Raw genomic sequence first — 12,853 nt, 5'->3', positions numbered from 1 at the left:
CGCCGCACGCAGGCGGCTTCGGGTCTATTCTTACGATTTCGTCTCGGCGAGCGTCGCTGCAACGATGGCATTGGCATGGCCGTGGCCGAGACCGTGCGTTTCTTTCAAAAACGCGACGATCTGCATATGAGCGTTGCCTTCCTGCGCGCGAACGATCGCTTTCCAGTGCTCGATCGGCTGGCCATACGTCTTCTCGATCGAGGGGAAGTAGGAGGCCGGGCCTTTGACCTTTTCCGTGTCGCTCATTCCGCAGCCTCCACCACTGGTGCCGGCGCAAAATCTTCCGGGAAATGCGTCATCGCGCTCATGACCGGGTAGGGCGTGAACCCGCCCAGTGCGCAAAGCGACCCGAATTTCATCGTGTTGCAGAGGTCTGCGAGCAGCACCTTGTTCTTCTCCGGCTCGATGCCGCGGGCGATCTTGTCGGCGGTCTCGACCCCACGGGTCGAGCCGATGCGGCAGGGCGTGCACTTGCCGCAGCTTTCGATGGCGCAGAATTCCATGGCAAAGCGTGCCTGCTTCAGCATGTCGACGCTATCGTCGAAGACGGTGATGCCGGCATGGCCGATCAGCCCGTCTCTTGCCGCAAAAGCCTCATAATCGAAGGGCGTATCAAACAGCGAGACCGGGAAATAGGCCCCAAGCGGCCCACCGACCTGCACGGCGCGAACCGGGCGACCACTTGCCGTGCCGCCGCCGATCTTTTCGACGATCTCGCCCAGCGTCAGACCGAAAGCGACTTCGTAAAGCCCGCCATGCTTGACGTTGCCGGCGATCTGGATCGGGATTGTGCCGCGCGAGCGGCCCATGCCGAAATCGCGGTAATATTCCGCGCCCTGATCAAGAATGATCGGCACGGAAGCCAGCGACATCACGTTGTTGACCACTGTCGGCCGTCCGAGAAAACCCTGCAAAGCCGGCAGCGGCGGCTTGGCGCGCACGATGCCGCGCTTGCCTTCGAGGCTGTTCAAGAGCGAGGTTTCCTCGCCGCAGACATAGGCGCCGGCGCCACTTCTCACTTCCATATCGAAGGTATAGGGCGAGCCGAGCACCGAGGGTCCAAGAACCTTGTTCTGCCGGGCGATGCGGATCGCCTCGTCCATCACCTCGATCGCATGCGGATATTCCGAGCGGATATAGACGTAACCCTTGGTCGCACCCGTCGCGATGCCGGCGATCGCCATGCCCTCGATCAGCACGAAGGGATCGCCCTCCATGATCATCCGGTCGGCGAAGGTGCCGCTGTCACCCTCGTCGGCGTTGCAGACGATGTATTTCTGCGGTCCCGCCGCATCCAGCACCGTCTTCCACTTGATGCCGGTCGGAAAACCCGCGCCGCCGCGTCCGCGCAGGCCGCTGTCGGTCACCGCCTTGACGATCCCGGCCGGCGCCATGGCAATCGCCTTTTCGAGCCCCTTCAGGCCGCGATACTGGCGATAGTCGTCCAGCGACAGCGGATCGGTGATGCCGCAGCGCGCGAAGGTAAGGCGGGTCTGGCTGGAGAAGAAGGGAATACTCTCCGTCGGCCCATGACAGAGCGCATGGGCGCCGCCCTCCAGCAAGCCGGCATCGAAGAGCGCGGCGACATCCGAGGGGCGCACCGGCCCATAGGCGATGCGACCGTTATCGGTGCTCACCTCGACCAACGGCTCCAGCCACAGCATGCCGCGCGAGCCATTTCGCACGACGTGCGCATCAAGCCCGCGTGCGGTAATTTCCTTTTCGATGGCGGCAGCCACTTTGTCGGCACCGCAGGCAAGCGCTGCGGCATCGCGGGGAACGAAGATCGTGACGGTCATCGGCGTGCCTCCGAAACGAGTTCGGCAATGGCGTCGTCATCGAGCCGTCCATGCACCTCGCCATCGAGCATCGCTGATGGTGCGGTGGAACAGAGCCCGAGACAATAGACAGGCTCCAGCGTCACAGCGCCGTCCCCGGTCGTCTCGTGGAAATCGATGCCCAGCAATGCCTTGACCTTCTCGGCCAGCGCATCCCCGCCCATCGACTGGCAGGCCTCGGCCCGACAGAGTTTCAGCACATGACGGCCGGCGGGGTGGCGGCGGTAGTCGTGATAGAAGGTCACGACGCCGTGGACTTCGGCGCGCGAAAGATTGAGTTCGCGCGCAATGACGGGAAGACAGTCTTCCGGCACGAAATCGAATTCGGCCTGGATCTCATGCAGGATCGGCAGGAGCGGGCCTTCGAGCCCCTTCAGCGCATTGACGATCGCGAGCGTGCGCTCCTCGATATCCGGCACGGGCATATGCAAATTCACGTTCGAACCTCCCGCCAGGCCAAGCCTGCTTTCGAAGCGGCGTCGCGAGCCTCCTGCTCCTCTCTGCCGCCGGTATATTAGCGAACCTTCGCAGCCGGGCTTTGCCGGGTCAATACGGGTGTTTCGTGGGTCGATAGAAAATTTCTATCAATGCGCCTTTTTCTCGCCGAGAATGCGCGCTTCGTGCAGCAGGGCCGAGACCAGCGGCGTGAAGGGCTCGCGGTGTGTCGCCACCAGTCCAACGGTGTGGTGCGCATCCGGCTCGGTGATCGGAATGATCTTGATGTCCGCGTGAAAGCCGAATGAATTCGCGACGTTATAGGGCATGATGCTTGCCCAGTGACCGGTGCGGACATGGGAGAAGAGCACGATCATCGAATTCGATTCGAGCGTCGGCGCTGCCACCGCGCCAGCCTCGGCAAAATGCTGGTTGACGATGCGGCGGTTCTGCATGTCGGCGGTCAATAGACAAAGCCGAAGAGTGCTGACTTCCTTCCAGGTCACGCTTTCGCGATCTGCGAGCGGCGTTCCCGCCGCCGTCACCAGATGGTAGCGCTCCACCTGCAGAGGCACGCTGGTCACCCGCCCCAGCGGCTCGTTTTCGAGATAGGTCAGCCCCGCATCGATCTCCAGATTTTCCAGAAGGCTGAGGATTTTCAGCGATGTGGTGGAGATGATGCTGAAGGTCACCTCGGGGTGTTTTTCCTGAAACGGCCCGGTGATGCTCGGCACCATGGCGAGCGTCGTCGGCACCGCGCCGAGGCGGATGTGCCCGACCAGCCCCTTGCGCGCCGCCCGCATCTCCTCGCGCATAGTGCGGCTGTCGCCGACGATGCGCCGCGCCCATTCGAGCACACGCTGGCCCTCCGGCGTCAGCCCCTGATAGCGCGTGCCGCGCACCACCAGCATCACGCCGAGCTGGTCTTCCAACTGGCGGATTGCGGCCGAGAGCGTTGGCTGGGTAATGCCGCTGAGTTCGGCCGCCTTGCCGAAATGCCGCTCCTGCGCGAGTGCGATGAAGAATTCCAGCTTGTCGATCATGTCAGCAGATCAACTGGCCGCCATTCACCTCCAGCACCTGCCCGGTGATGTAGCCGGACAGCGCCGATGAGGCGAAGAAGAGATAGGCGGGCGCGCAATCCTCCGGCGTGCCGAGACGTTGCAGCGGAATGGTTTTTCGCGTCGCTTCCAGCTTGTCCGGGCTCGAATAGCGCTCGTGGAAATCGGTGGTGATGGTGCCCGGCGAAACGCAGTTGACACGAATGCCCTCGGGCGCCAGTTCCCGCGCCAATGCCTTGGAATAGGTGGCGACGAAGGCCTTGGTCGCCGAATAGATCGCCGACCCGGCGCTGCCGCCGGTCAGCGCCGAAATCGAAACCGTGTTGACGATCGACGCCTGTGTCGACCGGCGCAGTTGCGGCAACAGCCCCCGCGTGATCTCGACGACGGAGGTCTGGTTGAGCTGTACAACGGTCTCGTATTGGTCGTCCGTCAGTTCGGCCGCCGGAAAGCGCCCGACCATGGTGCCGGCATTGTTGATCAGCACATCGACATGCTCGAACAGGCTGTCGGACTGGCGCACCACGTCCTCGATGCCCTTGTCGGTCAGGAAGTCGCCGTAGACGATATGGGCGCGGGCCTCCGCGACGGCGTCGGCTAGAAAATCCGGCAGCTCGTCATGCGGGCTACGCCCGCCATGCAGCAGCACATGCGCGCCGCAATCGAGAAACAGCCGGGCGACCTCCAGGCCGATGCCGCGCCCCGCGCCAGTCACGACCACATTCATGCCCTTGAACAAGGATGGGTGAAACATCTCAAATCCTCCCGTCATCAAAGCAGGCTGGCCCATCCCGGCCACAATTGCAAATGGACCGTCACTGGCTGGCTTCGCGATCATGGTGCCCGCCGTATTTCAGCGTTTGCGTAGCTTTCGTTTTTGCCTATCATGAAAGAAAACGAAATAGGTAGGGACATCGATGTATTTGACGGGGCGCCAATCCGAGATTCTGGAACTTGCCAAGACCGAGGGGCGTGTGCTCGTCGATGAGCTTGCCGGCCGTTTTTCGGTCACGCCGCAAACCATCCGCAAGGATCTGAACGATCTCTGCGACGCGCGCATGCTGACCCGCATGCATGGCGGCGCGATTTTCCCGCGTGGAAACGAAAATGTGAAATACGAAGCGCGCCGCTCCATCGCCGCGACCGAAAAGCAGGCGATCGGCCAGGCGGCAGCTGCCCTCATCCCCGACAATTCCTCGCTGTTCATCAATATCGGCACGACGACCGAGGCCGTCGGCGAGGCGCTTCTCGATCATCGGGAATTGATGGTTATCACCAACAATATCAATGTTGCCAATCGCTTGCGTGTTTTCCCGGCCATCGAGGTGGTCATTGCCGGCGGCGTCGTGCGTGGTTCGGACGGCGGCATCGTCGGTGAAGCCGCCGTCGATTTCATCCGCCAGTTCAAGGTCGATTACGCCGTCATCGGCGCTTCGGCTATCGACCATGACGGTGCGCTTCTGGATTTCGATTACCGGGAAGTGAAAGTCGCCCAAGCGATCATTGCCAATGCCCGGCACGTCATTCTGGTTTCGGATTCGACCAAATTCGAACGCACCGCGCCGGTTCGCATCGGCCATATCAGCCAGGTCCATACCTTCATCACAGACCGCTGTCCGGTCGAGAATATCAGGACGATCTGCCAGGAACGGGACGTTCGGCTGGTCGAAACCGGCGTCTGATCGTGGGCGCCGTTTATTAGCATTTGGTTTTCTTATAACATTCGTTTGACATTCGAAAAATTTTCGCTTTAACTGATTTCACTTTCGCAAGCGCACAAATTGTGCGCTGCGGAATGTGGGAGGGGAAGGCGTGCCTGCGGAAGCTCAATTCGATATTTTCGTCATTGGTGGCGGCATCAACGGCTGCGGCATAGCGCGGGACGCGGCGGGTCGCGGTTATTCGGTCGCCCTTGCCGAAATGAACGACTTCGCCTCCGGCACCTCTTCGGCAGCCACCAAGCTTATCCATGGCGGCCTTCGTTATCTCGAACATTACGAGTTCCGCCTGGTGCGCGAGTCGCTGATGGAGCGTGAAGTGCTCTGGGCGATGGCACCGCACATCATCTGGCCGATGCGCTTCGTGCTGCCGTTCCACAAGGGCGGCATCCGCCCGGCCTGGCTCATCCGGCTTGGTCTTTTCCTTTACGATCATATCGGCGGTCGCAAGCTCTTGCCGGCGACCAAGACGCTCGACATGCGCCGCGATCCGGCGGCAAAGCCGCTCAAGGCGCTGTTCACCAAGGCCTTCGAATATTCCGACGGCTGGGTCGACGACGCCCGCATGGTGGTGCTGAACGCTCGTGATGCCGCCGATCGCGGCGCCCTCATCCTGAACCGCAGCCGTGTCACCTCTGCCCGCCGCGAAGGCAGCCTCTGGCATATCGATGTCGAGGACCGCGCCACCGGCACGATCCGCCGCTTCACCTCGCGCATGCTCGTCAACGCGGCGGGGCCATGGGTCGATGTTGTGCTGTCCGGTGTCTTCGGCAACAACAGCGCCCATAATGTCCGCCTCGTGCAGGGCAGCCACATCGTCGTGCGCAGGAAGTTCGACGATCCGCGTGCCTATTTCTTCCAGAATCCGGACGGTCGTATCATCTTCGCCATCCCCTACGAGACGGATTTCACGCTGATCGGCACGACCGACCGCGATTATACCGGCGATCCCCATAATGTCCGCATCACCGAGGCCGAGACCGACTATCTCTGCAAGGCCGCAAGCGAGTATTTCAAGGAGCCGGTCGAGGCTTCCGATATCGTCTGGACCTATTCCGGCGTGCGGCCGCTGTTCGATGACGGCGCGTCCAAGGCGCAGGAGGCGACCCGCGACTACGTGCTGAAGGTCGATGACGGAAACGGCAATGCGCCGCTCCTCAATATCTTCGGCGGCAAGCTCACCACCTATCGCCGGCTTGGCGAGCACGCGATGGAAAAGATCGTCGAGGCGATCGGCGCCAAGGGTGCGCCGTGGACGGCCGGAAGTTCGCTTCCGGGCGGCGATTTCCCCGCCACGGGTTATGAGGCGCAGGTGTCGAGCTTGAAGAGCCGCTACGCCTTTCTCGCAGATCGTCATGCCCGGCGTCTCGTGCGACTGTATGGAACGCTTGCCGCGCGCTTGTTGGGAGAGGCGAAGTCGGTTGCGGATCTCGGCCGCCACTTCGGCGCCGACCTCTACCAGATCGAAGTCGACTGGCTGATGACAAGGGAGTGGGCGCGCTACGCGGAAGACGTGTTGTGGCGTCGCACCAAGCTCGGCCTGAACATGGTTCCGGCCGAAGTCGCCGGACTTGAGAATTATATGCGGGAGAAGATGCGCGACGTCGCCTGAGGGCGCCATGCCATTTTAGCTCCGGCTGGGAGGAAGCCTGGTAATGCTTGAACTGAAAAACATAACCAAGGTTGTGGGGGCGGATACGCATATCCACCCGACGAACCTTGTGCTGGAGCGGGGGTCGCTGAACGTGCTTCTCGGCCCGACGCTGTCGGGCAAGACGTCGCTGATGCGGCTGATGGCGGGGCTCGACAAGCCCACGACAGGCACGATCCATTTCGACGGCAAGGATGTGACCGGCGTGCGCGTGCAGGATCGCAGCGTCGCCATGGTCTACCAGCAGTTCATCAACTATCCGGCGATGACGGTCTATGAAAACATCGCCTCGCCGATGCGCATCGCCGGCAAGGATGCGGCCACCATCGACCGTGAGGTGAGGAAGGCCGCCGAGCTGATGAAGCTCTCGCCCTATCTCGATCGCACGCCGCTCAATCTGTCCGGCGGCCAGCAACAGCGCACGGCGCTCGCCCGCGCCATCGTCAAGAATGCCAGCCTCGTGCTGCTCGATGAGCCGCTCGCCAATCTCGACTACAAGCTGCGCGAGGAACTGCGCGAGGAACTGCCGAAGCTTTTCGCGGCCACCGGCTCGATCTTCGTCTATGCGACCACGGAACCGACCGAGGCTCTGCTTCTCGGCGGCAACACCGCGACCCTGAACCAGGGCCGCATCACCCAGTTCGGCCCGACGATCTCGGTCTATCGCCGGCCGGTCGATCTGGTCTCGGCCAGGACCTTCGCCGATCCGCCGCTCAACACCGTCGATTTCGTCAAGAAGGGCGCAAGCTTCGAGCGCGACGGCGCCGCCGTGCTGCCGGTTCCTGCCCATCTGTCCGCCATCGCCGATGGTCCGGTGACAATCGCCTTCCAGCCGCATCACCTGTCGCTCGCGCGGCCGGATGCCTCGGCGGCCGCCCTGAAGGCGCGGGTGATCATCGCGGAAATCGCCGGTTCCGAAAGCTTCATCCACGTGGAAGCCGCCGGCTCGCGCTGGGTCATGCTGGAGCACGGCATCCATGATTTCGACCCGGATACGGTGATCGAACTCTTTGTCGATACCCGTCACCTGATGGCCTTCGGGCCGGACGGCCGGGCAACCGGCGGCCAAGCCGCCCACGCGGCGTGAGGAGACCATCATGGCACGCATCACGCTCGAACATCTTCGTCACGCCTACGGCCCGAATCCGAAATCGCCATCGGATTATTCGCTGAAGGAAGTCCATCACGAATGGAACGATGGCGGCGCCTACGCGCTGCTCGGCCCTTCCGGCTGCGGCAAGACCACGCTGCTCAACATCATCTCCGGGCTCCTGCAGCCCTCCGAAGGCAAGATCCTCTTCGACGGCAAGGATGTGACGAACCTGTCGACCCAGGAACGCAACATCGCCCAGGTGTTCCAGTTCCCGGTCATCTACGACACGATGACCGTCTACGACAATCTCGCCTTCCCCTTGCGCAACCGCCGCGTCCCGGAAAACGAGGTTGATCGCCGCGTCACCGAAATTCTCGACATGATCGGCCTTGCCGACCGTGCCAAGAAGACGGCCCGCGGCCTCACCGCCGACCAGAAGCAGAAAATCTCGCTCGGCCGCGGCCTGGTCCGCTCCGACGTCAGCGCCATCCTGTTCGACGAGCCGCTGACGGTCATCGATCCGCATATGAAATGGGTGCTGCGCTCGCAGCTGAAGCGGCTGCACAAGCAGTTCGGCTTTACCATGGTCTATGTCACCCACGACCAGACCGAAGCGCTCACTTTCGCCGACAAAGTCGTCGTCATGTATGACGGCGAGATCGTCCAGATCGGCACGCCGGCCGAGCTTTTCGAAAAGCCGAAGCATACCTTCGTCGGTTATTTCATCGGCTCTCCGGGCATGAACGTTTTGCCGGCGAAGATCGACGGCTCGACCGTCGATCTCGGTGACGGCAGTGTCAGCCTCGGCTTCGCGCCGAAGATTGCCGCCGGCGCCAGGACAGAACTCGGCATCCGCCCGGAATTCGTTCGGCTCGGCCGCGAGGGCATGCCGGTCTCGATCACCAAAGTCGAGGATATCGGCCGCCAGAAGATCGTTCGCGCCTCCTTTGCCGGCCGTCCGCTGGCGATCGTCATGCACGAGGATAGCGATATCCCCGCCGATCCGAAGATCACCTTCGATCCGGCCGCCATCAACATCTACGCCAATTCCTGGCGCGTCGGCGCGGAGGCCTGAGACCCATGGAAAAGACCTGGAACAACAAGGCCTGGTTCATGGTGCTGCCGGTGCTGGTGCTCGTCGCCTTCTCGGCGGTCATCCCGCTGATGACGGTCGTGAACTATTCGGTGCAGGATACCTTCGGCAACAACGCCTTCTTCTGGGCCGGCACCGACTGGTTCACCGATACGCTGCATTCCGACCGCTTCTGGGATGCGCTGACCCGCAACCTGATCTTCTCGGGCATCATCCTGCTGATCGAAATCCCGCTCGGCATCGTGATCGCGCTCAACATGCCGAAGAAAGGTCTCGGCGTGCCGGTCTGCCTTATCCTGATGGCGCTGCCGCTGCTCATTCCGTGGAACGTCGTCGGCACCATCTGGCAGGTCTTCGGGCGCACCGATATCGGCCTGCTCGGCTATTCGCTGACGGCGCTCGGCGTGAACTACAACTATGTCAACAACGTCTTCGATGCCTGGGTCACGCTGATCATCATGGACGTCTGGCACTGGACGAGCCTCGTCGTGCTGCTCTGCTATGCCGGCCTCGTCTCGATCCCGGATGCCTATTACCAGGCAGCCAAGATCGACGGTGCCTCGGGCTGGTCGGTGTTCCGCTACATCCAGCTGCCGAAGATGAAGCGCGTGCTGCTCATCGCTTTCCTGCTGCGCTTCATGGATAGCTTCATGATCTACACCGAACCCTTCGTCGTCACCGGCGGCGGTCCGGGCAACTCGACGACCTTCCTGTCGATCGACCTGGTCAAGATGGCCGTCGGCCAGTTCGACCTCGGTCCGGCTGCAGCACTCTCGATCATCTACTTCCTGATCATCCTGCTGCTGTCGTGGATATTCTACACCGTGATGACCAACAGCGACGCTGAAACGTAAGAAAGGAGGCGAGCCCCATGACCACTGCAACGCAAACTTCCGGCCGCAACCTTTCCTGGATCGTGCCGACCCTCTACATCCTCTTCCTGCTCCTGCCGATCTACTGGCTGGTCAACATGAGCTTCAAGACGAACACCGAGATCACCGGCACCTTCTCGCTCTATCCGCATGCGCCGACGCTTCGGAACTACATCGTGATCTTCACCGATCCCGCCTGGTATTCGGGTTATATCAACTCGATCATCTACGTGGTCCTGAACACGATCATCTCGATTTCGGCGGCGCTGCCGGCGGCCTATGCCTTCTCGCGCTACCGCTTCCTCGGCGACAAGCACTTGTTCTTCTGGCTGCTCACCAACCGCATGGCGCCGCCCGCCGTCTTCGCGCTGCCGTTCTTCCAGCTCTATTCGGCTTTCGGCCTGATCGACACGCATATCGCCGTTGCGCTCGCGCACTGCCTGTTCAACGTGCCGCTCGCCGTCTGGATTTTGGAAGGCTTCATGTCCGGCGTGCCGAAGGAAATCGACGAGACCGCCTATATCGACGGCTATTCCTTCCCGAAGTTCTTCGTGAAGATTTTCGTGCCGCTGATCGCGTCGGGCATCGGCGTCGCTGCCTTCTTCTGCTTCATGTTCTCGTGGGTCGAACTTCTGATCGCCCGCACCCTGACGACGACGGACGCCAAGCCGATCGCCGCGACCATGACGCGCACCGTATCGGCATCGGGCATGGACTGGGGCGTGCTGGCGGCAGCCGGCGTGCTCACCATCATCCCCGGCGCCCTCGTCATCTATTTCGTCCGCAATTACATCGCCAAGGGCTTTGCCCTTGGTCGGGTCTAAGGGGGAGGGTCTGATGACTGCTGCTCAAAACCGCAACGGCCGCTGGCCGGTCCTGCTCGGCATCGTTATCGGCATTTATGCCGTGGCTGCCTGGCTGCTCGTCATGAAGCTTCCGGTGAAGGACGGCAACCGCGACTGGTTCGCGTCGCTCATTCCCGGCGGCTGGATGGCCTGGACCTTCCCGACGGCCATGTTCTTCCTGACGATCTTCCTGCTTCTGGCGCTGATGGCCGTGTGGGAGTACGCCCGTCCCGGCGGCAATCCGCGGGTCGGTATCCTGCGCTTCGAGACAACGCGGGGCGACCGCCTGTTTGTGTCACTGCTCGGCAGCGCCTTCATCAATCTCGCATGGCTGGGCCTCGTCGGCACCGGCCAATGGTGGGCTCTTGCCCTCTCGCTCGTCTACGCCATCGGCGTGTTCAAGCTGGTCTGAGGCAAGCATTGGAATGCCGTCCGGGATGGAGCTGGACGGATCGCAACTGCAATCGCAAAACCTATAAGGGAGGACATAATGCGACGGCACCTACTCACTTCTACGGCAGCAATGCTCCTGGCACTGACCGGCACCGCATTCGCGGGCATGGACGAAGCCAAACAGTTCCTGGACAAGGAAGTCGGCGATCTTTCGACGCTTTCCCGCGCCGACCAGGAAAAGGAAATGCAGTGGTTCATCGATGCCGCCAAGCCGCTTTCCGGCATGGAGATCAAGGTGGTTTCGGAAACGCTGACCACCCACGAATATGAATCCAAGGTTCTGGCGCCTGCCTTCACCGCGATCACCGGCATCAAGGTCACTCACGACCTGATCGGCGAAGGCGACGTCGTCGAAAAGCTGCAGACCCAGATGCAGTCCGGCGAAAACGTCTATGACGCCTATGTCAACGACTCCGACCTGATCGGCACCCATTGGCGCTACCAGCAGGCCCGTTCGCTGACCAAGTGGATGGCCAACGAAGGCAAGGACGTGACCAACCCCGGTCTCGATCTCGCCGACTTCATCGGCACCAAGTTCACGACCGCTCCGGACGGCGATCTCTACCAGCTGCCCGACCAGCAGTTCGCGAACCTCTACTGGTTCCGCTACGACTGGTTCAACGACGAGAAGAACAAGGCGGACTTCAAGGCGAAGTACGGCTACGATCTCGGCGTTCCGGTCAACTGGTCCGCTTACGAGGACATCGCCGAGTTCTTCACCGGCCGCGAGATCGACGGCAAGAAGGTCTATGGTCACATGGACTACGGCAAGAAGGACCCGTCGCTCGGCTGGCGCTTCACCGATGCCTGGCTGTCGATGGCCGGCAACGGCGACAAGGGCCTGCCGAACGGTCTTCCGGTCGACGAATGGGGCATCAAGGTCAATGAGAAGTCTCAGCCGGTCGGCTCCTGCGTCGCCCGTGGCGGCGACACGAACGGCCCTGCGGCGGTCTATTCGATCCAGAAGTATCTGGACTGGATCAAGGCCTATGCACCGGCTTCCGCGGAAGGCATGACCTTCTCCGAATCCGGCCCGGTCCCGGCCCAGGGCGAAATCGCCCAGCAGATCTTCATGTACACGGCCTTCACGGCCGACATGGTCAAGGACGGTCTGCCGGTCGTGAATGCCGACGGCACGCCGAAGTGGCGCTTCGCTCCGAGCCCGCATGGCGTTTACTGGAAGGACGGCATGAAGCTCGGTTACCAGGACGTGGGTTCCTGGACGCTGCTCAAGTCCACCCCTGAGGACCGCGCCAAGGCCGCATGGCTCTATGCGCAGTTCGTCACCTCCAAGACCGTCGACGTCAAGAAGAGCCATGTCGGCCTGACGCTGACCCGCGAATCGACGATCCAGCACCAGAGCTTCACGGACCGCGCGCCGAAGCTCGGCGGCCTGATCGAGTTCTACCGTTCGCCGGCCCGCGTCCAGTGGTCGCCGACCGGCACGAACGTTCCGGACTATCCGAAGCTGGCCCAGCTGTGGTGGCAGGCGATCGGTGATGCGTCCTCGGGTGCGAAGACCGCCCAGGAAGCCATGGATTCGCTGTGCGCCGAGCAGGAAAAGGTCCTGCAGCGCCTCGAACGCTCCGGCGTCCAGGGCGATATCGGTCCGAAGCTCGCCGAGGAACACGATCTCGACTACTGGAACAAGGATGCCGTTTCCAAGGGCAACCTCGCTCCGCAGCTGAAGATCGAGAACGAGAAGGAAAAGCCGATCACCGTCAACTACGACGAGCTGGTCAAGAGCTGGCAGAAGTAAGCCGGTCTCCCTCCAAAAGCCGTCCGGACCTCGTG

General features: G+C 61.9%; 13 protein-coding genes. 8 read left to right on the top strand and 5 right to left on the bottom strand.

The window, feature by feature from the left end; genetic code table 11:
- Positions 1 to 30: 30 nt before the first annotated feature.
- The 5 genes from ASC86_RS16415 to ASC86_RS16395 all read right to left on the bottom strand — a co-directional run bounded on the left by ASC86_RS16415 (position 31) and on the right by ASC86_RS16395 (position 4,088).
- Positions 31 to 246, bottom strand: coding sequence for a DUF4287 domain-containing protein (locus ASC86_RS16415; protein ID WP_056323417.1), 216 nt, complete (start codon positions 244 to 246; stop codon positions 31 to 33).
- The gene (locus tag ASC86_RS16410; RefSeq protein ID WP_056323415.1) at positions 243 to 1,799 is read right to left on the bottom strand and encodes an NADH-quinone oxidoreductase subunit NuoF; all 1,557 of its coding nucleotides are present in this window, start codon (positions 1,797 to 1,799) and stop codon (positions 243 to 245) included. The genes ASC86_RS16415 and ASC86_RS16410 overlap by 4 nt, the downstream gene beginning before the upstream one ends.
- A complete protein-coding gene (locus ASC86_RS16405) occupies positions 1,796 to 2,275 on the bottom strand; it encodes a formate dehydrogenase subunit gamma (protein ID WP_056323412.1) in 480 nt (159 codons plus the stop codon). Before ASC86_RS16405 ends, ASC86_RS16410 begins: the two co-directional genes overlap by 4 nt.
- A 147-nt stretch (positions 2,276 to 2,422) precedes the next feature.
- Entirely contained in the window at positions 2,423 to 3,316 is an 894-nt protein-coding gene (locus ASC86_RS16400) for a LysR family transcriptional regulator (protein WP_056323410.1), read from the bottom strand.
- A gap of 1 nt (position 3,317) precedes the next feature.
- Positions 3,318 to 4,088, bottom strand: a complete 771-nt coding sequence (locus tag ASC86_RS16395; protein WP_056323408.1) for an SDR family oxidoreductase — start codon at positions 4,086 to 4,088, stop codon at positions 3,318 to 3,320.
- A 163-nt stretch (positions 4,089 to 4,251) separates the two neighbouring features.
- Between ASC86_RS16395 and ASC86_RS16390 the strand changes: the two genes are divergently transcribed.
- The 8 genes from ASC86_RS16390 (at position 4,252) to ASC86_RS16355 (ending at position 12,818) form a co-directional block, all read left to right on the top strand.
- Complete coding sequence (locus tag ASC86_RS16390; protein ID WP_056323406.1) at positions 4,252 to 5,016, top strand: DeoR/GlpR family DNA-binding transcription regulator; 765 nt, start codon at positions 4,252 to 4,254, stop codon at positions 5,014 to 5,016.
- 130 nt (positions 5,017 to 5,146) lie between these two features.
- Complete coding sequence (gene glpD, locus ASC86_RS16385; protein ID WP_056323403.1) at positions 5,147 to 6,664, top strand: glycerol-3-phosphate dehydrogenase; 1,518 nt, start codon at positions 5,147 to 5,149, stop codon at positions 6,662 to 6,664.
- 43 nt (positions 6,665 to 6,707) lie between these two features.
- Complete coding sequence (locus ASC86_RS16380; RefSeq protein ID WP_056323401.1) at positions 6,708 to 7,790, top strand: ABC transporter ATP-binding protein; 1,083 nt, start codon at positions 6,708 to 6,710, stop codon at positions 7,788 to 7,790.
- 10 nt (positions 7,791 to 7,800) lie between these two features.
- Entirely contained in the window at positions 7,801 to 8,871 is a 1,071-nt protein-coding gene (locus ASC86_RS16375; RefSeq protein ID WP_056323398.1) for an ABC transporter ATP-binding protein, read from the top strand.
- Positions 8,872 to 8,876: 5 nt separating this feature from the next.
- Complete coding sequence (locus ASC86_RS16370; protein ID WP_056323395.1) at positions 8,877 to 9,743, top strand: sugar ABC transporter permease; 867 nt, start codon at positions 8,877 to 8,879, stop codon at positions 9,741 to 9,743.
- Between the two features lie 17 nt (positions 9,744 to 9,760).
- Positions 9,761 to 10,585, top strand: coding sequence for a carbohydrate ABC transporter permease (locus tag ASC86_RS16365; protein WP_056323392.1), 825 nt, complete (start codon positions 9,761 to 9,763; stop codon positions 10,583 to 10,585).
- A 13-nt stretch (positions 10,586 to 10,598) separates the two neighbouring features.
- Positions 10,599 to 11,018: a DUF2160 domain-containing protein gene (locus ASC86_RS16360; RefSeq protein WP_056323390.1), complete on the top strand. Its 420-nt coding sequence runs from the start codon at positions 10,599 to 10,601 to the stop codon at positions 11,016 to 11,018.
- Positions 11,019 to 11,096: 78 nt separating this feature from the next.
- Entirely contained in the window at positions 11,097 to 12,818 is a 1,722-nt protein-coding gene (locus ASC86_RS16355) for an ABC transporter substrate-binding protein (RefSeq protein WP_056323387.1), read from the top strand.
- Positions 12,819 to 12,853 lie beyond the last annotated feature (35 nt).

Source organism: Rhizobium sp. Root1212, from assembly GCF_001424985.1.
GTDB lineage: Bacteria > Pseudomonadota > Alphaproteobacteria > Rhizobiales > Rhizobiaceae > Pararhizobium.
Note: the sequence above shows the minus strand (reverse complement) of the source record. Positions and strands in the feature narration are given on the sequence as shown.

What these genes read in the sequence shown, in the direction of transcription:
- ASC86_RS16410 (WP_056323415.1), bottom strand. Translation starts at nt 1,799, where the DNA reads ATGACCGTCACGATCTTCGTTCCCCGCGATGCCGCAGCGCTTGCCTGC.
- ASC86_RS16365 (WP_056323392.1), top strand. Translation starts at nt 9,761, where the DNA reads ATGACCACTGCAACGCAAACTTCCGGCCGCAACCTTTCCTGGATCGTG.
- ASC86_RS16360 (WP_056323390.1), top strand. Translation starts at nt 10,599, where the DNA reads ATGACTGCTGCTCAAAACCGCAACGGCCGCTGGCCGGTCCTGCTCGGC.
- ASC86_RS16415 (WP_056323417.1), bottom strand. Translation starts at nt 246, where the DNA reads ATGAGCGACACGGAAAAGGTCAAAGGCCCGGCCTCCTACTTCCCCTCG.
- ASC86_RS16400 (WP_056323410.1), bottom strand. Translation starts at nt 3,316, where the DNA reads ATGATCGACAAGCTGGAATTCTTCATCGCACTCGCGCAGGAGCGGCAT.
- ASC86_RS16375 (WP_056323398.1), top strand. Translation starts at nt 7,801, where the DNA reads ATGGCACGCATCACGCTCGAACATCTTCGTCACGCCTACGGCCCGAAT.
- ASC86_RS16380 (WP_056323401.1), top strand. Translation starts at nt 6,708, where the DNA reads ATGCTTGAACTGAAAAACATAACCAAGGTTGTGGGGGCGGATACGCAT.
- ASC86_RS16390 (WP_056323406.1), top strand. Translation starts at nt 4,252, where the DNA reads ATGTATTTGACGGGGCGCCAATCCGAGATTCTGGAACTTGCCAAGACC.
- ASC86_RS16395 (WP_056323408.1), bottom strand. Translation starts at nt 4,088, where the DNA reads ATGTTTCACCCATCCTTGTTCAAGGGCATGAATGTGGTCGTGACTGGC.
- ASC86_RS16355 (WP_056323387.1), top strand. Translation starts at nt 11,097, where the DNA reads ATGCGACGGCACCTACTCACTTCTACGGCAGCAATGCTCCTGGCACTG.
- ASC86_RS16370 (WP_056323395.1), top strand. Translation starts at nt 8,877, where the DNA reads ATGGAAAAGACCTGGAACAACAAGGCCTGGTTCATGGTGCTGCCGGTG.